24 protein-coding genes are annotated in these 22,999 nt (G+C 74.5%); 18 read left to right on the forward strand and 6 right to left on the reverse strand.

All coding sequences use genetic code 11. The features are described 5' to 3' along the window. Nucleotides 1-21 precede the first annotated feature (21 nt). Nucleotides 22-1,845 (reverse strand): flavin-containing monooxygenase, encoded by a 1,824-nt coding sequence (locus BM142_RS09785; protein WP_092196799.1) that lies wholly within the window; start codon nucleotides 1,843-1,845, stop codon nucleotides 22-24. An 81-nt stretch (nucleotides 1,846-1,926) separates the two neighbouring features. Here BM142_RS09785 and BM142_RS09790 point away from each other — a divergent pair, with 81 nt between their 5' ends. Further along, entirely contained in the window at nucleotides 1,927-3,204 is a 1,278-nt protein-coding gene (locus BM142_RS09790; protein WP_254790734.1) for a GAF domain-containing protein, read from the forward strand. Nucleotides 3,205-3,222: 18 nt separating this feature from the next. On the opposite strand, the gene BM142_RS09795 is transcribed toward BM142_RS09790, so the two are convergent. Further along, on the reverse strand, nucleotides 3,223-4,164 hold the full coding sequence (locus BM142_RS09795; protein WP_092197101.1) for a phosphoglycerate dehydrogenase: 942 nt from the start codon (nucleotides 4,162-4,164) through the stop codon (nucleotides 3,223-3,225). A gap of 224 nt (nucleotides 4,165-4,388) precedes the next feature. On the opposite strand from BM142_RS09795, the gene BM142_RS09800 reads away from it, so the two are divergent. From BM142_RS09800 to BM142_RS09820, 5 genes are all read left to right on the forward strand, one after another. Next, a complete protein-coding gene (locus BM142_RS09800) occupies nucleotides 4,389-5,420 on the forward strand; it encodes an MsnO8 family LLM class oxidoreductase (RefSeq protein ID WP_092197104.1) in 1,032 nt (343 codons plus the stop codon). A gap of 77 nt (nucleotides 5,421-5,497) precedes the next feature. Further along, complete coding sequence (locus BM142_RS09805) at nucleotides 5,498-5,890, forward strand: GatB/YqeY domain-containing protein (RefSeq protein WP_092196802.1); 393 nt, start codon at nucleotides 5,498-5,500, stop codon at nucleotides 5,888-5,890. Between the two features lie 53 nt (nucleotides 5,891-5,943). Further along, on the forward strand, nucleotides 5,944-6,639 hold the full coding sequence (locus BM142_RS09810) for an NRDE family protein (RefSeq protein ID WP_092196805.1): 696 nt from the start codon (nucleotides 5,944-5,946) through the stop codon (nucleotides 6,637-6,639). Between the two features lie 91 nt (nucleotides 6,640-6,730). Then, nucleotides 6,731-7,207, forward strand: coding sequence for an SRPBCC domain-containing protein (locus BM142_RS09815; RefSeq protein ID WP_092196808.1), 477 nt, complete (start codon nucleotides 6,731-6,733; stop codon nucleotides 7,205-7,207). 22 nt (nucleotides 7,208-7,229) lie between these two features. Further along, nucleotides 7,230-7,823 (forward strand): TetR/AcrR family transcriptional regulator, encoded by a 594-nt coding sequence (locus tag BM142_RS09820; RefSeq protein WP_092197107.1) that lies wholly within the window; start codon nucleotides 7,230-7,232, stop codon nucleotides 7,821-7,823. Here the strand turns inward: BM142_RS09820 and BM142_RS09825 are convergent. After that, on the reverse strand, nucleotides 7,753-9,066 hold the full coding sequence (locus tag BM142_RS09825; protein WP_175527201.1) for a threonine/serine exporter family protein: 1,314 nt from the start codon (nucleotides 9,064-9,066) through the stop codon (nucleotides 7,753-7,755). The two genes, BM142_RS09820 and BM142_RS09825, sit on opposite strands and share 71 nt — an antisense overlap. 114 nt (nucleotides 9,067-9,180) lie before the next feature. Between BM142_RS09825 and BM142_RS09830 the strand changes: the two genes are divergently transcribed. The 3 genes from BM142_RS09830 (at nucleotide 9,181) to BM142_RS09835 (ending at nucleotide 10,350) form a co-directional block, all read left to right on the forward strand. Beyond that, nucleotides 9,181-9,534 carry a DUF5655 domain-containing protein gene (locus BM142_RS09830; protein ID WP_217640658.1) on the forward strand — a complete coding sequence of 118 codons (354 nt, stop codon included), beginning with the start codon at nucleotides 9,181-9,183 and terminating at the stop codon, nucleotides 9,532-9,534. A 63-nt stretch (nucleotides 9,535-9,597) separates the two neighbouring features. Further along, nucleotides 9,598-9,768, forward strand: coding sequence for a hypothetical protein (locus BM142_RS24485; protein ID WP_175527202.1), 171 nt, complete (start codon nucleotides 9,598-9,600; stop codon nucleotides 9,766-9,768). A gap of 72 nt (nucleotides 9,769-9,840) precedes the next feature. Next, nucleotides 9,841-10,350: a phosphohydrolase gene (locus BM142_RS09835; RefSeq protein WP_092196814.1), complete on the forward strand. Its 510-nt coding sequence runs from the start codon at nucleotides 9,841-9,843 to the stop codon at nucleotides 10,348-10,350. Between the two features lie 4 nt (nucleotides 10,351-10,354). Here BM142_RS09835 and BM142_RS09840 read toward each other — a convergent pair whose 3' ends face one another. Beyond that, the gene (locus tag BM142_RS09840; RefSeq protein WP_092196817.1) at nucleotides 10,355-11,125 is read right to left on the reverse strand and encodes an alpha/beta hydrolase family protein; all 771 of its coding nucleotides are present in this window, start codon (nucleotides 11,123-11,125) and stop codon (nucleotides 10,355-10,357) included. A gap of 83 nt (nucleotides 11,126-11,208) precedes the next feature. On the opposite strand from BM142_RS09840, the gene BM142_RS09845 reads away from it, so the two are divergent. From BM142_RS09845 to BM142_RS09855, 3 genes are all read left to right on the forward strand, one after another. Further along, on the forward strand, nucleotides 11,209-12,057 hold the full coding sequence (locus BM142_RS09845; RefSeq protein ID WP_092196820.1) for a tryptophan 2,3-dioxygenase: 849 nt from the start codon (nucleotides 11,209-11,211) through the stop codon (nucleotides 12,055-12,057). After that, nucleotides 12,050-13,297 (forward strand): kynureninase, encoded by a 1,248-nt coding sequence (locus BM142_RS09850; protein WP_092196823.1) that lies wholly within the window; start codon nucleotides 12,050-12,052, stop codon nucleotides 13,295-13,297. The genes BM142_RS09845 and BM142_RS09850 overlap by 8 nt, the downstream gene beginning before the upstream one ends. A gap of 87 nt (nucleotides 13,298-13,384) precedes the next feature. Next, complete coding sequence (locus BM142_RS09855; protein ID WP_092196826.1) at nucleotides 13,385-14,005, forward strand: antibiotic biosynthesis monooxygenase; 621 nt, start codon at nucleotides 13,385-13,387, stop codon at nucleotides 14,003-14,005. Between the two features lie 8 nt (nucleotides 14,006-14,013). Here the strand turns inward: BM142_RS09855 and BM142_RS09860 are convergent, their stop codons facing one another. Further along, nucleotides 14,014-15,207, reverse strand: coding sequence for a hypothetical protein (locus tag BM142_RS09860; RefSeq protein WP_092196829.1), 1,194 nt, complete (start codon nucleotides 15,205-15,207; stop codon nucleotides 14,014-14,016). Nucleotides 15,208-15,410: 203 nt separating this feature from the next. Then, nucleotides 15,411-16,154 (reverse strand): IclR family transcriptional regulator, encoded by a 744-nt coding sequence (locus tag BM142_RS09865; protein WP_092196832.1) that lies wholly within the window; start codon nucleotides 16,152-16,154, stop codon nucleotides 15,411-15,413. A 77-nt stretch (nucleotides 16,155-16,231) separates the two neighbouring features. Here BM142_RS09865 and BM142_RS09870 point away from each other — a divergent pair, with 77 nt between their 5' ends. The 6 genes from BM142_RS09870 (at nucleotide 16,232) to BM142_RS09895 (ending at nucleotide 22,993) form a co-directional block, all read left to right on the forward strand. Continuing rightward, complete coding sequence (locus tag BM142_RS09870; protein WP_092196835.1) at nucleotides 16,232-18,151, forward strand: FAD-binding monooxygenase; 1,920 nt, start codon at nucleotides 16,232-16,234, stop codon at nucleotides 18,149-18,151. A 320-nt stretch (nucleotides 18,152-18,471) separates the two neighbouring features. Beyond that, nucleotides 18,472-19,644, forward strand: coding sequence for a cytochrome P450 (locus BM142_RS09875; protein ID WP_092196838.1), 1,173 nt, complete (start codon nucleotides 18,472-18,474; stop codon nucleotides 19,642-19,644). Beyond that, the gene (locus BM142_RS09880) at nucleotides 19,641-19,832 is read left to right on the forward strand and encodes a ferredoxin (protein WP_092196840.1); all 192 of its coding nucleotides are present in this window, start codon (nucleotides 19,641-19,643) and stop codon (nucleotides 19,830-19,832) included. The genes BM142_RS09875 and BM142_RS09880 overlap by 4 nt, the downstream gene beginning before the upstream one ends. Then, complete coding sequence (locus BM142_RS09885) at nucleotides 19,829-20,986, forward strand: NAD(P)/FAD-dependent oxidoreductase (protein WP_254790736.1); 1,158 nt, start codon at nucleotides 19,829-19,831, stop codon at nucleotides 20,984-20,986. Before BM142_RS09880 ends, BM142_RS09885 begins: the two co-directional genes overlap by 4 nt. An 80-nt stretch (nucleotides 20,987-21,066) precedes the next feature. Then, on the forward strand, nucleotides 21,067-22,002 hold the full coding sequence (locus BM142_RS09890) for a phosphotriesterase family protein (RefSeq protein WP_254790738.1): 936 nt from the start codon (nucleotides 21,067-21,069) through the stop codon (nucleotides 22,000-22,002). Between the two features lie 22 nt (nucleotides 22,003-22,024). Then, nucleotides 22,025-22,993 (forward strand): phosphotriesterase family protein, encoded by a 969-nt coding sequence (locus tag BM142_RS09895; protein WP_092196846.1) that lies wholly within the window; start codon nucleotides 22,025-22,027, stop codon nucleotides 22,991-22,993. The last annotated feature ends 6 nt before the right edge of the window (nucleotides 22,994-22,999 follow it).

The raw sequence follows: 22,999 nt of genomic DNA on the forward strand, positions 1-22,999 counted from the left end.
CGGCCCCCGGGCCGCGCCGGGTCAGCTCAGGTGGTGCACCTCCTGGAGCCGGTGGACAGGGGTCGGGATGCCCTCGTACCGGGCCTTGAGCTGCAGCGCGAGGTAGAGCGAGTAGTGCCGTGACTGGTGCAGGTTCCCGCCGTGGAACCAGAGGGCCTCCTGCCGGGTGGGCTTCCACATGTTGCGCTGCTCGCCCTCCCACGGGCCCGGGTCCTTGGTGGTGTCCGAGCCCAGGCCCCACACCTTGCCGACCCGGTCGGCGACCTCCTGGCTGATCAGGTCCGCAGCCCAGCCGTTCATGGAGCCGTACCCGGTGGCGTAGACGACGAGGTCGGCGGGCAGCGTCGTGCCGTCCTCCAGGACGACGGCGTCCTCGGTGAGGTGGTCGACGATCCCGTGGACCAGCTTCACGGAGCCGTCGGCGACGAGCTCGGCGGCACCGACGTCGATGTAGTAGCCGGACCCGCGGCGCAGGTACTTCATGAACAGGCCCGACCCGTCCTCGCCGAAGTCGAGCCAGAAGCCGGCCTTCTCCAGCCGGTCGTAGAAGTCCGCGTCGCGCTCGCGCATCTGGTCGTACAGCGGGATCTGGAACTCGTGCATGATCCGGTACGGCAGCGAGGCGAAGATCAGGTCCGCCTTCTCCGTGGTGACGCCGGCGGCCACGGCCTGCTCGGAGTAGAGCGCCCCGAGGCCGATGTCCATGAGGGTGTCGCTCTTGACGATGTGGGTCGAGGACCGCTGCACCATCGTCACGTCGGCGTCGTGCTCCCACAGCGCCCCGCAGATGTCGAAGGCGGAGTTGTTGCTGCCGATGACCACGACCTTCCGGCCGGCGTAGGCGTCCGGCCCCGGGTGGGCCGAGGAGTGCTGCTGGTCGCCGCGGAAGACGTCCTGGCCGGGGATGACGGGGATGTTCGGCTTGCCCGACATGCCGGTCGCCAGCACGAGCTGCGTCGGGCGAAGGGTGAGGGGCTTGCCGTGCCGCTCGACGTCGACCGTCCACTCGCCCTTGTCCGGTGAGTACGTCGCCTTCGTGGCCACGGTGCTGCCCCAGTAGGGGACCTCCATGAGCCGGACGTAGGACTCCAGCCAGTCGCCGATCTTGTCCTTGGGCGAGAAGACCGGCCAGTTGTCGGGGAACTTCAGGTACGGCAGGTGGTCGTACCAGACCGGGTCGTGCAGGCAGAGCGACTTGTACCGGCCGCGCCACTGGTCCCCGGGCCGGTCGTGCTTGTCGACGACGAGGGCCGGCACGCCGAGCTGCCGCAGCCGGGCGCCGAGGGCGATCCCGCCCTGACCACCGCCCACGACCAGCACGTACGGCTGGACGCCGACCCCCAGCTCGGCCTCCTCCTGCTCCCGGCGCTCCAGCCAGGTCAGGCGGTGCTTGTTCGCGCCGTGCTCGGCGCCCATGGGCCGGGCCGGTCCGCGCGGCTCCTCGTGCCCCTTCAGCTCGGACAGGGTGGTGAGGAACGTCCACGCCCGGGGTCCGCCGTCCTCCTCGACGAGCCGCAGCAGGCCGCGGCCGCGGCCGACGGCGGTCTCGAAGGTGTACCAGGCGGTGGTGACGCCGTCGGCCTCCTCCGGCGGCTCCTCGAGCGCGAAGGACGTCGGGTCGGTGCGCTCCAGAGTCTCGGTCAACAGGTCGGTGACGCCCTGCTGGTTCTCGACGGTGGTGATGTTCCAGGTGAAGGAGACCAGGTCGCGCCAGAAGCTGGTCGCGGCGAACATCCCGGCCGCGCCGGCGACGTCGCGGGCGCGCAGGGCGGCCTCGAAGTCGGCGAGCCAGCGCCGCGCCCGCTGCTCGGGGGCCCGGGTGGACGTGTCGAGGGTCTGCGTCATGCCGGATACCTCCTGCGGACGCCGGTCGGCGTCGGGTCGACCGGCAGCGTGCGACGGACATGCTGTGACAGGCATGGTGTGATGAGCAGCACACCGTTCGAGGCGCGGGGGCGGAAGCGTTGCACCGTGTTGCACGCCGTCCGCGATGAGGTGGAGGTGGACGTGACCGGCTTCTCCGCGATCGCCCCGGGCACCGACCTGTCGCAGCACGCGCGGGTGCTCCTGCGCGTGCACGACGCGGTGCTCGGTGGCGGCCGGTCGCCGGTGCGCCCCCGCGGGGTCGTGGCGCGGTCGTGGTCCCGGGTGCTCGGCCTCGGGCTCGACGCGACCCGCACCAACGCCCGGGAGCCGCTGCTGCCGGACGAGGTCGAGCGACGGCGGCGGCGTTCCCCGCTGCGGCCGGTCATCGGGGAGCTGCGGCAGGTCCTCGGCAGCGTCGCGGAGGCGTCGTCGTTCCTCCTGGTGGTCACCGACGCCGACGGGGTCATCCTGTGGCGGGAGGGCTCCGCACGGGTCCGGCTGCGGGCCGATGCCCTCGGGTTCACCGAGGGTGCCCGCTGGACCGAGGGGACGGTGGGCACCAACGCCATCGGGACGGCGCTGGCGGAGGCGGCCCCGGTGCAGCTGTTCTCCGCCGAGCACTTCGAGCAGGCGCAGCACCCCTGGTACTGCACGGCCGCCCCGATCCACCACCCGGTCACCGGTGAGCTGATCGGCATCGTCGACGTGAGCGGGCCCGCGCTGACGCTGCACCCGGTCATCGGCGCCCTCGTGGAGACCGCCGTCCGCCTGGCGGAGGCCCAGCTGTGGCGGCACCACGAGCAGCGGCTGGAGCGGCTGCGGCAGTCGGCCCGCGGGGTGCTGGCCACCGTCTCCGGCCCCGTGCTGCTGGTCGACGAGCACGGCTGGGTCGCCCACCAGGCGGGCATCGCCGTGCGGAACCGGGTCGAGGTGCCGCGGGCCGACCGCATGATGGCCGTCCCCGGACTGGGGCTGTGCGCGCCGGAGCGGATCGGCGACGGCTGGCTGGTCCGCCCGCGCGAGGCCGAACGCGATCTGGTCGCCGAGCTGGACCTGACCGGAGCGCCGGTGCTCCGCCTGCGGTCGCACGCCGACCCGTGGGTGACCCCGCTGTCCCGGCGGCACGCCGAGGTGCTGGGACTCCTGCAGCGGGCCGGCGCGTCCGGGCTGACCGCCTCGCGGCTGAGCACCGCGCTCTTCGGCGACGAGGAGCACTGCGTGACCGTCCGGGCGGAGATCTCCCGGCTCCGGAAGGTCGTCGGCGGGCTGGTGGCCACCGCCCCCTACCGGCTCGCCGACGGCGTCAGCCTGACCGTGGTCCGCCCCGGCCGCGGGTGAGCCGGCGCCCTCACCCGGTCAGCGTTCCACCACGTTCCGCAGCTCCCGGCCCGCCAGCAGGGCCGCGACGTTGGCGGCGACCAGCTCGTCGGCGCCGACCGGGCGTCCACCGGCGGCGTGCGGGGTGAGCAGCAGGTTCCTCGCCTCCCACAGCGGCGAGTCGGCGGGCAGCGGCTCCTCGGCGGTGACGTCGAGGGCCGCCCCGGCGATGCGGCCCTCGTCCAGGGCGGCGACCAGCGCGGGCTCGTCGACGGTCGAGCCGCGCCCGACGTTGACCACGAGGGCGTGCGGCGGCAGGGCGGCCAGCCGGCCGGCGTCCAGCGCATCCCGGGTGGTGGTGGTCGCGGGCAGGATCATGACCAGCACGTCGGTGGCCGCCAGCTCGGCGTCCACGTCCCGCTCGGCGACGACGCGGAATCCCGACCGCTCCCCGGCGGTCCGCGCGACCCCGCTGACGCGCGCCCCGAGCCCGTGCAGCAGCGGGGCGAGGGTCTGCCCGATGCTGCCGAAGCCCCAGATCAGGACCCGTGCGCCGAGCAGCGTGGTGACCGCCCCCTCCGGGTGCAGCGGCTGGAGGCCACCCAGCTCCTCGGCCCAGTGGTGCCGGCGCTGCGCCGCCGCCGCGGCGGGCAGCCGGCGCACGAGGGCGAGGACCAGGGCCAGCGCGTGCTCGGTGACGGGCCGGTCGTGCAGGCCGGTGCCCGCGGTGACGACGACGTCGTCCGGGAAGCCCGCGCCCAGCACTACGTCCGGACCGGCCGCCAGGGTCTGCACCCACCGCAGCCGCGGCATGCGCCCCGCGACGGTGGCCAGGTCGGCGCCGGAGCTGCCCCAGACCACCAGCGCATCGGCGGCCAGGTGCTCGTCGGGCACCGGTGCCGAGGCGTCGTAGGCGATCGCCTCGACCCCCTCGGGCAGCACCGGGTGCAACGGCAGGGAGGTCGGGACCAGGAGCTTCATCGCGGGCATCCGCCGTCGTGGGAGGGCACCGGGTCATGGTGCCGGGCCGCCGGCCGGATGTCCCGCCGGGTCGGCCGGCGGCCGAGCACCCGACGGCCGGGCACCCGACGGCCGGGCACCCGACGGCCGGACACCGGACGGCCGGGCAGCCGACGGCCGGCTTCGTGAGGGCCGGGCACCCGGACGTGCGGAACAGTCCGTGGCCGGACCGCGCTGCACCTGCGGTGATCGACCCGGCGCCGCGGCTCTCCCTGCTGGACCGGTCCCGCACGCGGGTGGGCGAGCCCGACGCCGCCGCGCTCGCCGGCACGGTCGCCCGCGCGGTGCGCGCCGAGGCACTGGGCGTCGAGCGGTTCTGGGTCGCCGAGCACCACGGGGTCCCCGGCATCGCCGGCGCCGCCCCCGCCGTGCTGCTCGCCGCGATCGCCGGCCGGACGCACCGCATCCGGCTGGGCTCGGCCGGCGTCATGCTGCCCCATCACCAACCGCTCGTGGTCGCCGAGCAGTTCGCGACGCTGTCCGCCTTCGCCCCGGGCCGGCTCGACCTGGGGCTGGGCCGCTCCTCCGGCTTCACCCCACCGGTGCGCCGGGCGCTGCGCGAGACCGAGCGGGACTTCGCCGCCGACCTCGCGGAGGTGCGCGACTTCCTGACCGGCCGGGCGGAGATCACCGCGTACCCGCGGCCGGCCGGTCCGGTTCCCCTGACCGTGCTGGCCACCGGGGCCGGCCTGCAGGTCGCCGCCGAGCTCGGGCTGCCGGTCGTCGTGGGCGGCCCGCTGCTGGGGGTGGGCGGGGATCCGGAGCCCGGGCTGGCCGCCCTCGATGGCTACCGGCGCAGCTTCCGGCCCTCCGAGCAGCAGCCGGAGCCGCGGGTGTCCATCAGCCTCGACGTGCTGGTCGCCGACACGACCGCCGAGGCCGAGGACCTGCTCCTCCCCGAGGCGTGGGCGATGGCCCGGGCACGGACCACCGGCGTCTTCCCGCCCCTCGAGCCGGTCGCCGCGGTCCGGGACGCCTCCCGCACCCCGCGCCAGCAGGAGTACCTGGACCGGACCGTGGCGGCCGCGGTCGCCGGCACCCCGGCGCAGGTGGAACGACGGCTCGCCGAGCTGATCGACCGCACGGGGGCCGCCGAGCTGGTCGCCTCGAGCAGCACCTTCGACCGCACCGCCCTGGACACGTCGGACGCGGCGCTGGCCGCACTGTTCGGGCCGGCCCGCACCCCCGCGGACGCCTGGGCCGGCCGCGCGGGCTGACGAGCCGCGCCGGGGGCGGAAATCCGCTGTCCCCCGCGCCGCCGCCGGGTGATCATCTCGCCCGGGGAGGCGGCGACATGACGACGGACGAGGACACCCGGGACGACGGTGCCCAGGGGCTGCGCGCGGCGCTGCGGACCGACCTCGTCGGCGCGATGCGGGCGCGCCGGCCGGAGGTCGTGGCCACGTTGCGCGGCGCCATCGCCGCCATCGACAACGCCGAGGCGGTCGAGGTCCCCTCCCGGGTGGCGGACGCCGGGAGCGGTCCCGTCGCCGGCGCGCGCACCGGGGTGGGCTCGACCGAGGCGGCGCGGCGCACCCTGTCCGCCGACGACGTCCGCGCCGTGCTCCGCGCGCAGATCGCGGAGTGCGCCGTCGCGGCCGACCGCTGCGACGCGCACCGGCAGCCCGAAGCGGCCGCCCGGCTGCGCCGGGAGGCCGAGGTGCTCCGGGGCTACCTGGGCGGGTGAACGGCCCGGCCCACCGGCGGGCCGCCTCCGGCGGGCACGGCAGGATGCGCCCCATGTGCACGGTGGTGGTGCGCCGGTCCGCCGGAGGGCCGGCAGAGATCCTCGCCGTCCGCGACGAGGTGACCTCCCGGGAGTTCGACGTCCCCGACCGGTGGTGGCCCGAGTCGCCCGACCTCGTCGGCGGGCGGGACCGCGTGGCCGGGGGCACGTGGTGCGCGACGCATGTCGGCACCGGCGTCACCGCTCTCGTGGTGAACCGGTACCACGAGCGGCCCGCCACCCCAGGGGCGGCGAGCCGCGGCGTGCTGCCGCTGCTCGCCGCCGTGCACGGGACGGGCTGGACCTCGCACGTGCGGCTCGCCGGGATGGCGGGCTTCCTGCTCGTCCTGGTCGCCCCCGACCGGCTGGTCACCTGGGAGTTCGACGGCGACCGGCTCACCGCCGCCGAGCACGCCGACGGCACGCACCTTCTGACCTCCGGCGGGCCGGAGGACCGCAAGGCCGACCGCTGGCTGGCGGCGTTCACCGAGGCCGCCTTCCCGGAGGGCTGGCGGGACCTGGTCCGCGGCGTGCCCCCGTCCGAGGACCCCGGGGCCCTGGTCGTGCGGCGCGAGCGGGACGGTCAGGTGTACGGCACCGTGTTCGCCGAGACCATCGATGCCCGGCCCGGACGGGTGGAGTTGGAGTACGCCCTCCGGCCTTGGACCCACGCCCGGTGGGACACCGCCACGTTCACCTCGTCGGGCTGACCGGCGGGCCGGACGCAGCTCCCGCGACAGCGGCATGGCTTGACACGGCTCACGGTGCTGGCGAAGCTGGGCTAACAGCGTTAGCCAGTCCATGGACGAGGAGTCCCCCGTGCACCACGAGATCAGTGCGACCACCACCATCGACGCCCCGCCCGCCCAGGTGTGGCAGGTCCTCGACGAGACCGCCGCGTACGGCGACTGGAACCCGTTCATCCCGGAGCTCAACGGCGAGCTGGTGGTCGGCAGCCGGCTCCGGGTGCGCATCGTCCCGCCCGGCGGCGGCGGCGGGATGACCTTCCGCCCCACGGTGACCGCCGTCGACCGGGAACGGCACCTCGCCTGGCTCGGGCGCCTGGGACTGCCCGGGCTGTTCGACGGCACTCACTCCTTCACCCTGGCCCCGCGACCGGACGGCGGCACCGATCTCACCCAGCGCGAGGTCTTCCGCGGCCTGCTGGTGCCGCTCTTCGGCAGCATGCTCCGGCGCACCGAGGCGGGGTTCGTGGCCATGAACGACGCGCTCCGGGCCCGCGCCGAGGAACGGAACCGGGCGGGGACCGGGCAGTGACCACCGGAACCCCGGTGTGCCGGTGAGCCGCCGGGAGCAGATCCTCGCGGTCGCCGAGTCGGTGCTGGAGGCGGAGGGGCCGGCGAGCCTGACGATGCGCCGGCTGGCGACGGAGCTGGGCATCCGGGCGCCCTCGCTGTACAAGCACGTGCGCAGCAAGGACGACATCGAGGCCGGCCTGCAGGAGCGGGCGCTGCGCGGCATCGGCGAGGCGGTGGCCGCCGCCGGCCCGGAGCTGTCCCGGCTCACCGCCGCCTACCGGGCCTGGGCGACGGCGCATCCGCGCCTCTACGAGCTCGCCACCCGGCGCCCCCTGCACCGGGAGGCGCTGGGGCCGGACGTCGAGGAGTCGGCCGCCGCTCCGCTCGTCGCCGCGGCCGGTGGCGACGAGCACCTCGCCCGCGCCATGTGGGCCACGGCCCACGGCCTCGTCGACCTGGAACTGGCTCGACGCTTCCCGCCCGGGGCCGACATCGACCGCGCCTGGCGGGTCGCGTTCGAGGCCCTCGCCCCCCGGACGCGACCCGCGCGGGAACGGACGGGGCTCAGCCGCGACGGGAGCGCGACCGTCGCGCCTTCCCCGGCGCCGGCCGGGCGAGGAACTCCCCCAGGATGACCCCGGCGGCCAGGGCCAGGCCGATCGTGGTGGCCTGGCTGAGCAGGAGCAGCCCCGTCCCGGTGTTCCCGTCGGCGAGGAACAGCATCCCGCGGTAGATGGTGAGGCCGGGCAACAGCGGGATGATCCCGGCGGCGACGTAGACCAGCGGTGAGGCGTGCTGCCGGCGGGCCAGCAGGTAGGCACCCGTTCCCACCAGCACCGCGGCGATCCCCGTCGCCAGGGCCGGGTCCAGGCCGATCTCGGACAGCCCGCGGAAAGCCCCCCAGCCGAGCGCGCCCGACAGACCTGCGGCCGGCAACGTCCGGCGCGGCGCGTAGTTCGCGCCCGCCGCACCGACCGCCGACAGGGTCGCCGCGCCCAGCTGCACGGGCACCTCCCCCAGCCCGCTCACGGGCGACTGGCTGACCACGAGCGACATCCCGAGCTGGTCGGCGACGGAGAGGATCGCGGCCACGCCGCTGACGATCCCCGCGGTCAGCACGAAGACCTCGAAGGCCCGGGCGCTGGCCGTCAGCAGGTAGCCGTTGATGGCGTCCTGGACCGACCCCACCAACGTCACCCCCGGCAGCAGCAGGATGATGCCGCTCGCCACGATCAGCGACGGCCGGACCCCCAGATCGGTGGCCATCACGCCCATGGCGACGGAGGTCGCGATCGCCGCACCCACGACGTTGGCGTAGAAGTCCGGCAGCGCGCGGGCCAGCAGGGCCCCGGTGACGCGGTCGACCAGCACGCTGGTGAGGAAGGCGATCAGCGTCACGAGGGGGCCGGCCCCGAGCAGCACCGCCACGGAGGCCCCGAGCAGTGCCCGGAACCCGGTGACCACCCACCGGTGGTAGGGGTGCCGCCGCTGCACGACCTCGTCGAGCCGGCTCATCGCCGCGGGCACGGAGACCTGCCCGCCCACGAGGTCGTCGACCAGGTTGTGGATCTCGGTCACCCGGGTGTAGTCCGGTGTCCGCTGCTGGACGAGCCGGACGCTCGTGACCGGTGCGACGTCCGGGGCGCGCACGTAGGAGAGCGTGATGGAGGTGAACGTGACCTCGCAGACCACGCCCCGCAGCCCGCAGGCCCCGGCCAGCGCGATCGTCGCCGCCATCACCTCCGAGGCGGCCGCCCCACCGGAGAGCAGCACCTCCCCCGCCCGCAGCGCGAAGTCCAGGACGCGGTACGCCTCCCGTTCGTCCGGCTCCGGCAGGTGCACCGGCTCCGGCGCCCCGTCGGGACCCGACCGTCGCACCCCCCGGCGACGTCCAGCGACCACCGTTCCCCCCTCTTCCCGGCCGACCGACACTCAGGTGCGCACGGTGCCATGCCGGGACGAGCACGGTTCACCACGGGGGGTGACGGTCCGATGACCCCCGAGGCGTTCTTCGCCGGACGTCCCGTGGCCGGGGAGGTCTTCGAGCGGGTCCGGGTCCTGCTCGTCGGCCGGGGCGCCGAGGTACGGGTCTCCGCGAGCCAGGTGGCCTTCCGCCGGCGGCGCGGGTTCGCCTACCTCTGGCTGCCCGACCGGTACCTGCGCCGCCCCACGGCCGAGGTGGTGCTGTCGATCGACCTGGGCCGGCGGGACCCGTCCCCGCGGTTCAAGGAGGTCGCCCACCCCGCGCCCCGCCACTGGATGCACCACCTGGAGGTGGACGATCCGGTCGAGATCGACGACGAGGTGGCGGCCTGGCTGGCGGAGGCGGCTGACCGGGCGGGCTGACCGGGCGACCGCCCCGGGGCGGTGGCCCGTGCGCGTGCGCCGGTGCCCTGGTTGACTCGCCGCATGGTTGCACCGCTGCCGGAGCCGGATCCCGAGCTGGACCCGAACGAGCCGGTGCCCGACGACCCGGGCGAGCTGCTCCCCGACGCGCCCGAGCCGCTGCCGCCTCCGCCGATCGAGACGACCCCCGACGACCCCGGTGGCGACCCGGGATCGGTGCCCGAGCCCGCCTGATCCGCGGCTCGCCGGGGCGGGCCCGTCCGCCGGCGCGCGGCCGCGGACCGGCAACCTGCCTAACCTCGGTCCGTGGCGTTCACGGTTCCCGACGCGCACCTGCTCGCGCTGCGGGCGCACGAGGGACAGGTGGACGAGCACGGCCACGACTTCTACCTCGCCCGGCTGCAACCGCTCGCCGACGAGCTGCGGAGGTACGGGCCGGACGCGGAGATGGCCGGGGTCCTGCGCGCCGTCGTGGAGGGCACCAGCGATTACGCCGACCCGGACCGCCGCTACGACCTCGGCCGACTGCGCGCCCTGGGCGTCCCCGAGCCCGTCGTCCACGCGGTCGACGCCGTGACCCGGCGCCCCGGCGAGCCCTTCATCGGGGGGCTGATCACCCGCTCGGCGGCCGATCCGCTGGGCCGGCTGGTCCAGCTGGTCGACAACAAGCGCGACCTGGCGGCCGCCGACGCGTTGGCCGCGGTCGATCCGGAGGCTGCGCGCCGGGTCCGCGACGGCCGCTACCGGCCGGCCCGCCGGATCCTGCTCGCCGCCGAGGCGGCCGACCGCGTCCACGGTCGCCGGATCCTCGTCTGATCCCTCAGCTCGGCACCTCCCCGCCTCCGGCCGCCGAGAGGGCGTGCAGAGCGGCGGGCACCGCCGGCCACATCGGGCTGTCCGGGTCGATCAGGCCGAAGTGCCCGCCGGCCACCGGTGTCAGCACCGCCGCCGGGTGCACCTGCCCGTAGGCCTCGCTCACCTCGATCGGCACGATGCCGTCGGCCGTCCCGTGCAGGACGCGGACCGCTCCCGCGGGCGCCGGCAACCGCACCGGGTCCAGGTCCCGCCGCTCGGCGGCATCGGTCCCCAGGAAGTCCGCCACGGCGTCGTCGCCGAGCCGCAGCGCCTGCGCCCGGCGCAGGTCGGCCACCGGCGCGAGGGCCAGGACCCCGGCCACCGTGGAGTTCAGGGTGGCGGCCACCTGCAGGGCAAGGTGCCCGCCGGCGGAGTGCCCGACGAGCAGGATCGGTCGGCCGGCGGACTCGGGACGCCCGGCGACCGTCCGGACGGCGGCGGAGACGTCGGCCACCGTGGCGTCGGGATGTCCCGGGACCCGCCGGTACTCCGGCGTCACCGTCGACCACCCGGCCGCGGCGAGCGCCTCGGTCATCGGCCGGAGGTGCAGCCGGTCGAACCGCGGGCGCCAGAAGCCGCCGTGCACGACCACCAGGAGCGGCCGACCGGGTGGGGACACCGAGGCGATCCGGACGTCGGCCACCTGCTCCGCGTCGGGACCGTAGGCGAGAACGGCGTCGGGGGCGGATGCCGGGCGGGTCAGCACCGACCGGTCCTCGGGATCGCCGGCCAGCATGGGTCAGTAGTACCCGATCGGCCGACGGTGGCCCGCGACGGGACCGGACGGCGATACCGTCCGGTACGGACCCGGGAGGCGCCATGGCGATCGAGGACGGCGTCCGCGCCATCGAGGACGGTGTGCAGACCGACTTCAGCGCGCGGATGGACTACGGCGGCTACCTGTCGCTGGACACGCTGCTGTCCGCCCAGCGGCCGATCAGCGACCACCACGACGAGCCGCTGTTCATCACCGCGCACCAGACGACCGAGCTGTGGCTGAAGCTCGCCCTGCACGAGCTGACCGCCGTCCGGGGCTACCTGGACGCCGACGACGTCCGCCGGGCCCGCAAGGGGCTGGCCCGGGTCAAGCACGTCTTCCGGACGATCACCGACCAGTGGTCGGTCCTGGCCACCCTGACGCCGAGCGAGTACGCGGAGTTCCGCGGCGTGCTGGGGAACGCGTCGGGGTTCCAGTCGTGGTCCTACCGCGGCATCGAGTTCGTCCTCGGCAACAAGAACGAGCGGCTGCTGCCGGTGTTCGAGGCCCGGCCGGAGGCGCAGGACCTGCTGGCGGAGCTGCTGGGCTCCCCCACCGTCTACGACGCCTTCCTGCGCTTCCTCGCGCGCGGCGGGCACGACGTCCCGCGGCACCTCCTGGACCGCGACGTGCGGAAGGCCTGGGTCGAGGACCCGGCGCTGCTGCCGGTGTTCCGGACGATCTACGAGGACACCGAGGCGCACTGGGCCGAGTACGCCACCTGCGAGGACCTCGTCGACCTCGAGGACGCCGTCCAGCTGTGGCGCTTCCGCCACCTGCGGACGGTGCAGCGGACCATCGGCTTCAAGACGGGCACCGGCGGCAGCTCCGGGGTCGACTTCCTCAAGCGGGCGCTGGACCTGACCTTCTTCCCCGAGCTCTACACGGTGCGGAGCTCCATCGGTGGCTGAGGACGACGTCCGGCTCCCCCGTGCGTTCGTCGAGCGCGCCGCCGAGCTGGACGACCGCGACCCGCTGCGCGCCTTCCGCGCGGAGTTCGTGCTGCCGGAGGGGGTGCTGGCCTACCTCGACGGCAACTCCCTCGGCCGGCCGCTGGTGGTCACCCGCGACCGGCTGGCACGGTTCGTGGACGGCGAGTGGGGCGAGCGGCTGATCCGGGCCTGGGACGAGACCTGGCTGGCCCGCCCGACCGCGGTCGGCGACCTGATCGGGCGGGCGGTGCTCGGCGCCGCACCCGGGCAGACGGTGGTCGCCGATTCGACCACGGTGCTGCTCTACAAGCTGGTCCGCGCGGCGGTGGACGCCCGCCCCGGTCGCGGCGAGATCATCGCCGACACGGAGAACTTCCCGACCGACCGCTACGTCCTCACCGCGGTCGCCGCGGAGACCGGCCGCACCGTCCGCTGGATCGAGCCCGACCCGGCCACCGGCGTCCGGCCCGCCGAGGTCGAGGCCCTGCTGAGCGACCGGACGGCGCTGGTGGTGCTCAGCCACGTCGCCTACAAGTCGGCCTACATCGCGGACCTGCCCGGGATCACGGCGGCCGCCCACCGCGCCGGCGCGCTGGTGCTGTGGGACCTCTGCCACTCCGCCGGGGTGGTCGAGGTCGGGCTGGACGCCGCCGACGTCGACCTGGCCGTCGGCTGCAGCTACAAGTTCCTGAACGGTGGCCCCGGTGCACCCGCCTGGGCCTACGTCGCCCAGCGGCTCCAGGACCGGCTGGTCCAGCCGATCGCCGGCTGGATGGGCCACGCCGAGCCCTTCGCCATGGGCCCGGAGTACCGGCCGGCGCCCGGGATCCGGCGCTTCCTCAGCGGCACTCCCCCGGTCCTCGCGATGATCCCGCTCGAGGACATGCTGACGCTGATCGAGCGGGCCGGGCTCCCGGCGATCCGCGCCAAGTCGGTCTCGCTGACCGAGTACGCGGTCGCCGTCGCCGACGAGGTGCTGGCCCCGCTCGGCGTCGTCGTCGCCTCGCCCCGCGATCCCGACCACCGGGCCGGGCACGTCCTGCTCGAGCACGACGCGATGGCGACGGTCGTCGAGGAGCTCTGGCGCCGGGGGGTGATCCCCGACTTCCGGCGGCCCCGCGGTCTGCGGATCGGCCTCTCGCCGCTGAGCACGAGCTTCGCCGAGCTCGCCACGGCACTGGGCCATGTCCGGCAGCTGCTGGCCACCCGGGGCGGCTGACGCGGTTGCCTCCACGCCCGGGGTGCAGCAGCCTGGGCCGGTCGGCGCCGCCGGCGAGAACCGGGCTCCGCTGAGGGGGAACACTGCATGTACGCGCGGTCGACGACGATCCACGGCAACCCGCAGTCCGTCGACGAGGGCATCGCCGTCGTCCGCACCGAGGACATGCCCGCGCTCCGCCGGCTCGACGGCTGCATGGGTCTGTCCATGCTGGCCGACCGCGACTCCGGCCGGTGCATCGTCACCACGTCCTGGCGGGACCAGGCCGCCATGAACGCCAGCGAGGACGCCGTCCGCACCGCCTCGCAGCGCACGCTCGAGGTGCTCGGCGGCGAGGCCCGGGTCGAGGAGTGGGAGATCGCCGCGATGCACCGGGTGCACGAGTCGCACTCCGGCACCTGTTCACGGGTCACCTGGATGCGGACCGCCCCGGAGAACGTGGACAAGGCCGTGGACGCCGTCCGGCTGTCCCTGATGCCGAAGCTCGACGACCTGCCCGGTTTCTGCAGCGTCAGCGTCCTGGTGCGGCGCGACGAGGGCATCAGCGTGGCGACGGTCTCCTACGACTCGCGGGCCGATCTCGAGGCGGCCGCCGAGGGGGCCCGGGAGTTCCGGGAGGACTTCGGGCCGTCGCTCGGGATCGAGGTCACCGACACCGCGGACTTCGACCTCTGCATCGCCGACCTGCGGGTGCCCGAGAGCATGTGACCCGGACGCTATGCCCTGACGACCGGAGGCAGCCGCAGTCTCGTCTTCAGATCCGTCCGGCACAGGGCGTGGAGGAAGCACGTCTGCTCCCCCATGTCCACCAGCGTCCGGGCGAAGTCCGCGTCCTCGTCCGTGTCGAGGAACACGTGCGTCTCCACGGGGTCCGCGGCACCGGCCCTGCCGGTGCCACCGGAGGCACCCCCGGCCGAGAAGTGGGTGTCCTGGATGATCCGGTACCGGTCCAGGCGCTTCCTGGTGATCGCGGCGTACCTGCCGAACTGCGTCATGAAGCAGAAGGCGATCCCCGCCGAGACGAGCGTGGCCGCATCCGGCGCCCGGCCACGGCCTCCGGAACCCTCCGGCTCGTCGGACAGGAGCCGGAAGCTGGATCCGCTCGGCGTGAGCAGCTGGACGTCGATCACCTTGACGCCGTCGGCCCGCAGCGTGCAGACGCCGCGTACGTGCAGGGTCCGCTTCTGCTCCGCCCGCAGGCTCGAGCCGGCGCCGCCCTCCCCCTCGTGCCGTTGCGCCGAGGCGACCCTCTGCATCAGGTCCGCGGCGTCGGCCGGCCCGTCCACGGTGATGTCGCCGTACCGGTCCGCGACGTCCTCGAGCGCCGGCGTCCCCAGTGCCGCCACCCGCGCAGGTTCCCGCGGCTGTCCGTTGTGGGTCAGCGTGAACAGGCTCGTGCTCCGTCCGCGCAGCAGCCCGTTGAGCGGTGAGGCGTCCGTCGCGTCGGCACCGAGGCTGCGCAGGGCGGCAGGATCGGCGTCGGCCTCGATGGTGAGCTCGGGCGGCAGCGCACCGCCGATCATGCTGCCGCGGAGTGCTGAGCCCTCCATCGTGTAGAAGTTCTCCAGGGTCAGCCGCAGGCCGTCGAGCGGCAGGTCCCGCTGCGCGGCGAGAGCCACGACCTCGTTGGCATAGGACGCCACCATGCCGGCGGTCAGGAAGGCGAGCGGGAACGGGGCCTCGTCGTGGCCGGCGAGGTAGGGGCCCTCGTCGGAGGTGAGCCGCCAGCCCCTCCCGTCCGCGCTGGACACGACCAGCGCTTCCTTCTGCATGCCCGCCAGCGAGCGGACGAACGTCCGGACCGCCACGTCCCGTCGCGGCGGCGGCGGGACGAGACCGTGCCGCGCCGGTCCGTCGAAGGCGAAGAACCGGGGGCGCTGGTCGTCGCCGAGCGCATTGGGTGCGGTCATCTGCTCATCCGTCCGTCGACTCCTGTTCCCACCGGGCGTCGTCGCGGCCACCGGCGCGTGCAGCCGACCGCGAGTCGTCCACCAGCATGGCCGCAGACGCACGGTCGGGCACCCGCGGGAGGCGACTGCATGCCCACCCGACGGCTCACCGACGCGCTGCCTGCCCGCGTGGGAGGCAGGTCCACCGGCGTGCGGGTCGGTCGCTAGCCGGCAGCGCTCAGGTCTCGTGCGACGGCGTCGGCCGCACCGGCCAGCGCACTCCCCCAGCTCGCCGCGAGGTCGCGGGAGAACCGGGCCGCGGGAGCGGCCAGCGACAGCGCGGCACCGGTGACGCCCCCGGCGGCCGGCACGGCCACCCCCACGGCGACCAGGCCCGGCTCGGTCGCCTGGTCGTTGACCGCGAACCGGCGACGCCGGACCGTGCGCAGCTCCCGTTGCAGTCTCGCCGCACCGGTCGCGCCGAGCGGCTCGAGGTGGGCGGCGAGCTGCTCGGCGTCCATCGTGGCCAGCACCGCCTTCCCACCCGAGCTCAGGTGGGCCGGCAGCGTCCGTCCGGTGCGATCGCCGACCCGGAGTACCTGCGGGCTCTCGACCGTCGCGACGAAGCGGACGTCGGAGCCGGCCAGCACCATCGCATTGGCCGTCTCGCCCACCGTGTCGACCAGGTGCCGCAGGTGCGGCACGGCGGCCTCGCGCAGCCGGGTGACCGGCGCCGGCCGCAGCCCTCCCCGGCCGAGGACCGGCCCGGCGGTGTAGCGGCGGTCGGGCAGCTGCTCGGCGAAGTCGCGGTAGACGAGCATCCCCAGCAGCCGGTGCGCCGTGGAGACCGAGACGCCGAGACGGGCGGCCACGTCGGTGACCCGCATGGCCCCCTCCTGCTGCAGCAGGCTGGCCAGCAGCAGGGCGGCGTCCACCGAGGCGATCGCGTACGCAGGTTTGTTCTTCACCGCAGAAAAGGCTATCCCTCGGTATGGGAACCCGGGGACCGTCGGCTCACCGATCCACCTCCGGAGGGACGACCGACGTGCAGTTCTACCTCGACGGCTACCGGCCCGGCGATCCGTTCGTCGCGCAACCGCACCCCTCCGTCGCGGACCGCCCCGCCGGCCTGCCCGGCGAGGTCGACGTCCTCATCGTCGGCTGCGGCCCCGCCGGGATGGTGCTGGCCGCGCAGCTCGCCCAGTTCCCCGAGATCCGGACGGCGATCGTCGACCGCCGGAACGGGCCGCTGGCCGTGGGCCAGGCCGACGGGGTCGCCTGCCGCACGGTGGAGATGTTCGAGGCCTTCGGGCTGGCCGACCAGCTCGTCGCGGAGGCCTACTGGGTCAACGAGGTGGGCTTCTGGCGGCCCGACCCCGAGGACCCCTCCCGGATCACGCGGACGGGGCGCATCCAGGACGTCGAGGACGGGCTGTCGGAGTTCCCGCACGTCATCGTCAACCAGGCCCGGATGCTGGCCTACCTGCGCGACTCCATGGCGCGGTCGGCGTCCCGGCTCGAGCCGTTCTACGGGCTGCAGGCCGCCGACGTGCAGGTCCCGGCCGAGGACGACGCCCCCGTGACGGTCACCCTCCGCCACGTCGTGGACGGCGAGGAGACCGGGCAGACCTCGACCGTCCGGGCCCGGTACGTCGTCGGCTGCGACGGCGCCCGGAGCGCGGTGCGCACGTCGATCGGCCAGGAGCTGGTCGGCGACGCGATGAACTCCTCCTGGGGCGTCATGGACGTCCTCGCCGTCACCGACTTCCCCGACATCCGGCTCAAGGCCGTCGTCCACTCGGCCGACAAGGGCAACCTGCTGATCATCCCGCGCGAGGGCGGCTACCTGGTGCGGCTCTACATCGAGCTCGACCAGGTCCGCGACCGCGACATGCTCGCCGCCCGCAGCGTCACCCCGGAGAAGCTCGCCGCGGTGGCCAACCGGATCCTGCACCCGTACACGATCGACGTGCAGAGCGTCGGCTGGTGGTCGGTGTACGAGATCGGCCAGCGGCTGTGCGCGAAGTTCGACGACGTCCCCGTCGAGGAGATGCCGGACCGGCTCCCGCGGGTGTTCATCGCCGGCGACGCCTGCCACACGCACAGCGCCAAGGCCGGACAGGGGATGAACGTGTCGATGGCCGACGCCTGGAACCTCGGCTGGAAGCTGGCCGCGGTGCTGCGCGGCACGGCGCGACCCGAGCTGCTGCACACCTACTCCGACGAGCGCCAGAAGGTCGCCCAGGAGCTCATCGACTTCGACCGCGAGTTCGCCAGGATGATGAGCGCGAAGCCGCGCAGCTCGTCCGGCGGGGACGACGCCGAGGACCCGGGCGCCTTCCAGGCGCACTTCGCCGCCCAGGGCCGCTTCACCGCCGGCGTCGCGACCCACTACGGCCCCTCGATGATCACCGGGTCGAGGGAGCACCAGCAGCTCGCCGGCGGCTATCCGGTCGGGATGCGCTTCCACTCGGCGCCGGTGGTGCGCCTGGCCGACGCCAAGCCGGTCCAGCTGGGGCACGCCGCCCGGGCGGACGGCGCCTGGCGGCTCTACCTCTTCGCCGACGCCGCCGACCCGGCGTCGCCAGGATCGCGGGCCCGGGCCCTGTGCCAGCACCTCGCGGCCGAGAAGTCCCCGCTGGCCCGCTTCACCCCGGCCGACGAGAACCCCGACGCGGTTCTCGACGTCCGCGCCGTCTTCCAGCAGGGGCACCGCGACCTCGACGTCGGCTCGCTACCGGCGGTCCTGGTGCCGCGCAAGGGCCCCTTCGGGCTGGTCGACCACGAGAAGGTCTTCTGCCCCGACCCGAGGACCGACGACGTCTTCGACCTGCGCGGCATCGACCGCGAACAGGGCGCCATGGTGCTCGTCCGACCCGACCAGTACGTGGCCACCGTGCTGCCGCTGGACGCCTACGAGGAGCTCACCGGTTTCCTGTCCGGCGCCCTCCTCGACGCCCGGTAGGCACCGGTCCTCCCACCCGGCCACTCCCACCCGGTCACTTCGCACCCGGCCACTTCGCAGCCGGCCACTCCCCCCCGGCCGCTCCACCCGGTCACCCGGCCCGTCGACCCCCGCGGACGGCGGGCCGGTGCCGTGTCCGGACGCGCCGATTTCATTGACACCTTGTAAACCGACACGACATCGTGCACAGTGAGTTCGTGACCCCGGGCACACCGCGGCGTCACGTCCACGGGCCCGAGGAGCAGGACGCCCCCACCGGGCGGGCTGCCGGGTCCCGACACCGCAGTGCCGACAACGACGTCCGAAGCCCGAGGTGCCTCATGTCCGTCCCGACCTCCCCCGTCGACCTCTTCTCTGACGAGGTCCTGCTCGACCCCTACCCGACCCTCGCCGAGCTCCGCGAGCTGAGCGGGGTCGTGCACCTGCCGGCGAACGACGTCTGGGCGCTCACCCGGTACAACGTCGTCAGGGACGCCCTCGGGGACTGGGAGACCTTCTCCTCGGCCGCCGGCATCGGCTTCAACCCGATGGTCAACGAGGCGCTGCAGGGCACCTCGCTCGCCTCCGACCCGCCGCAGCACACCGCCCTGCGGGCAGCGCTGACCGAGAACCTGTCGCCGCGCGCCCTGCGCGGTCTCAAGGGGCAGATCGACGCCAAGGCCGACGCGCTCGTCGCCGACCTCGTCGCGTCCGGGTCCTTCGACGCGATCGACTCCATCGCCCGCGCCTTCCCCCTGGAGATCGTCGCCGACCTCGTCGGCTTCACCGGCGAGGTGCGCAGCCACATGCTCGACTGGGGCAAGGCGGCCAACCAGGTCATCGGCCCGCTCAACCAGCGCACCGCCGAGAGCTTCCCGATCGCCGGTGAGCTCTACGCCTGGTGCTCGACCGTCACCAAGGGCGACCTGGCCGAGGGCTCTGTCGGCCGTGGCGTCTTCGAGGCCGAGGAGCGCGGTGCGATCCCGCCCGGCTCGGCCGGGCCGATCATCCACCAGTACCTGGCGGCCGGTGTGGAGAACACCGTCAGCGCGATCGGCAACATCATCGCGCTGTTCGCCGCACACCCCGACCAGCTGGCGCTCGTCCGCGAGAACGCATCGCTCGTCCCGGCCGCCTTCAACGAGGTGCTCCGCTTCTGGGCACCGATCAACGTCTGGGGCCGGCAGGCGACGAAGGACGTCGAGGTCGAGGGCGTCCGGATCCCCGCGGGTGCCCGCGTGGCTGTCTGCCTGGGCGCCGGCAACCGCGACCCGCGGCACTACGAGGACCCCGACGAGTTCCTGGTCGAGCGCAACCCCGTCGACCACCTCTCGCTCGGGTACGGCATCCACGGCTGCGCCGGCCAGGGGCTGGCCCGGCTGGAGGCGCACGCCGTGATCGACGCGCTGGCCCGTCGGGTCGAGCGCCTCGTGGTCGGCGAGGAGGTGCGGGTGCCGCACAACGCGACCCGGAGCATCGACTCGCTCCCCGTCCTCGAGGTGGTGCCGGCATGAGGATCGTCGCCGACCGCGCGCGGTGCGAGGGGCACGGGCTGTGCGCCGACGTCGCCCCGGAGGTCTACGAGCTCGACGACGACGCGATCGTCGTGCTGCTGCACGAGACCGTGCCGCCGGAGCTGGAGCGCAAGGCCGAGGGCGGGGCACGGGTCTGCCCGGTCGCCGCCCTGCGCGTCGAGGCGTGAGCGTGCGGAGCGTGGTCGTCGTCGGCGGCTCCATCGCGGCGCTGACCGCGGTCGAGACGCTGCGCATGGCGGACTTCGACGGCCGGATCACCGTGCTCAGCGACGAGGACCTCCCGCCCTACACCCGGGTGCCGCTGTCCAAGGGCGTCCTGGCCGGACGGGAGACGGCCGACGACGTGGTCCTCGCGCCGCTGTCCGACGAGGTCGACCTCCACCTGCGCACGCCGGCCACCGGGCTGGACACCGACAACCGCGTCGTCCTGACGCCGGCCGGGCCGGTCCGCTACGACGGCCTGGTCATCGCCACCGGCGCCCGTGCCCGGCGCATCGGCACGGCCAACCAGGCCGAGCGGGTGCTGCGCAGCTACGACGAGGGGCTCCGGCTGCGCGACTCCCTGGCGCAGGCGTCGTCGGTGCTCGTGGTCGGCGGCGGCTTCCTCGGCATGGAGATCGCCTCCACCGCGCGGGCACTCGGCAAGGACGTGACCGTCGTCGACCTGGCGCCTCCGCTGGACCGGCTGCTCGGGACGGCGGTCGGCGGCCACGTCCGCACCGTCGCAGCGCGGGCCGGCGTCCGGTTCGTGCTCACCCACGGTGGCGTCCGACTCCTCGGTGCGCCCTTCCCCACAGGGGTGGAGACCGCCGACGGGCAGCGGTTCGAGGCCGACCTGGTCGTCTCCGCGGTCGGCGACGTGCCCAATGTCGAATGGCTGGCCGGCTCCGGCCTGCCGGTCGCCGGCGGTGTGCTCGTCGACGAGCGCTGCCGGGTCAGCCCGCACGTGGTCGCCGCCGGCGACGTCGCGGTGTTCACGACCGGCGACGGCGCCCTGACCCGCATCCCCAGCTGGACCAACGCCGTCGAGCAGGCTCGCGCCGCGGCGAAGGCGCTGCTGCACGGCGACGACGCACCGGCGTACCGGCCCTCCCGCTACTCGTGGACCGAGCAGTTCGGCCTCGACGTGAAGATGGTCGGAGCCGGCGACCCGCAGGGCGAGCCCGTCGTCCTCGACGGCTCCCTCGACGCCGGCCGCGCGCTCCTGGCCTGGCCCGACGCGACCGCCCCGCAGACCGTCGTCGCGGTCAACCACCCCACCCCGCCCGCGAAGCTCAAGCGCCTGCTGGCGCGACCCGCCATGGAGGCCGCCGCGTGTTGAAGGACCCCACTGCCCCCCACCACCCGCAGGCTCGCGGCGGACCCCTGCAGCGCGGCCATGCGCACACCGTCCTCGGGCCCGTGCCCGCCGATTCCCTCGGCGTCGTCGCCGTCCACGAGGCGCTGCTGTCCGTCGTCCCGGGCGCCGAGCACGGCTACGACATCTCGATGGACCGCGCCGACATCTTCGAGGTCCTGGCCGCCAAGCTGCGTGCCTTCAAGGCGGCCGGCGGCGGCACCGTCGTCGACAGCACCGGCATGTTCCACGGCCGCGACGTTCCGCTGCTCGAGAACCTGTCCCGGGCGACCGGCGTGCACGTCGTCGCCTCGACCGGCATGGGCCCGGAGGAGAACCTCGGCGGCTACTTCCTCACCCCGCAGACCAACCCGCCGACCCCCTGGCCGGCGGAGAAGTTCGCCGACCTGTTCGGCCGCGAGGTCACCGAGGGCATGGTGGTCCCGCGGGTGGAACGTCGCGGCGCCGCCGGCCTCGTCGCCACCACCGGCACCCGCGGCGGGCTGACCCCCACCGACGAGAGCCTGTTCCGCGGCGCCGCCCGCGCGGCGGTGGCCACCGGTGTCCCGGTCTCGATCCGCTACGGCGCGGACGCCGTCGCCGAGCTGGAGCTGGTCCTCGCCGAGGGCCTGCCCGCCGACCGCGTCGTCGTCGGCGACCTGGACCGGGCCGGGGCGGTCGCGGCCGGCTGGCCGGCCGCCGTCGCCGAACGCGGCGCCTACGTCGCCATCGACCACGTCGGCCGCAACGACGACGACGCGTTCGTCCGGGACGCCGACCGCGCCGCGCTGGTGGCCGAGCTCGTGGCCGCCGGGCACGCGCACCGCGTCCTGCTGTCGGGCAACGCGGTCGGCGTGGCCAAGGGGCACGCCCCCTACGAGCTGCCCTACGCGCACGCGCTCACCGCGTTCGCCCCGCTGCTCGCCGCACGCGGCGTGGGCGACGCCGACATCCAGCAGATCCTGGTCGCGAACCCGCGCGACCTCCTCGCGGTGCGCTGAGCGCCGGACCTGGAGAGAGAACATGTCCCGCGTTCACACAGTCCTCGGCCCGATCGCGGCCGAGGAGCTCGGGCTGGTCGCCGTGCACGAGCACATCGGCTACGGCATGCCCGGCTCCGAGCTCGACACCCAGTGGTGGAAGACCCCCGAGCAGCGCTACGGGGAGACCGTCCCCAAGCTGCGCCAGTTCGCCGAGTACAGCCGGGGGTACGGCGGCGCCACGTTCGTCGACGCCACCGGCATCTGCAACGGCCGCGACGTCGACTACTACCAGTCGCTGTCGGCGAAGACCGGCGTGCACATCGTCGCGGCCACCGGCTTCGTCGGCGGGGACACCGCGCTGCGCTTCTTCGCCGAGGCGAGCGTCGACTACCTGATGCGCCAGTTCGTCCACGAGATCACCGTCGGCATCGGGAACACCGGCGGCAAGGCCGGGATCATCAAGGTCGGCGTCAGCCGCGGGTTCCGGATGAAGGAGCTCGACCTCCGGATCTACCGCGCGGCGGCCCGGGCGGCCCTGCTCACCGGCGTGCCGATCTTCACCCACCTGGCCGTCGACGTGGAGCCGGCGCTCGCCGTCTTCGCCGAGGAGGGCCTGCCGCTGGACCGGGTGCTGTTCGGGCACGCCGACGACGGCGTCAGCCAGGGCAAGGTCAACGAGGAGGCCATCCTCGGCGGCGGCGGCCGGATCGGCTTCGACACGTTCGGCTACGACCTGGAGCTGCCCGACCCGCCGTTCTGGGGCCGGCACCGCCGCGAGCGCCTCGAGCACTTCCTCCGGCTGATCGGCGAGGGCCACCTCGACCAGGTGCTCGCCTCGGCCGACGCCAACTGCAGCCCGCTCGGCTGGCCCGGCGTCGAGGGCCACACCGTCAACTACATCTACGAGCAGCTCATCCCCGACCTGCGGCAGGAAGGGATCGACGAGGCCACCATCCACCGGGTCTTCGTCACCAACCCCGCCGAATTCCTGACCCTCACCACGAACTGAGAAGAG

Source organism: Blastococcus tunisiensis (genome assembly GCF_900112815.1).
GTDB lineage: Bacteria > Actinomycetota > Actinomycetes > Mycobacteriales > Geodermatophilaceae > Blastococcus_B > Blastococcus_B tunisiensis.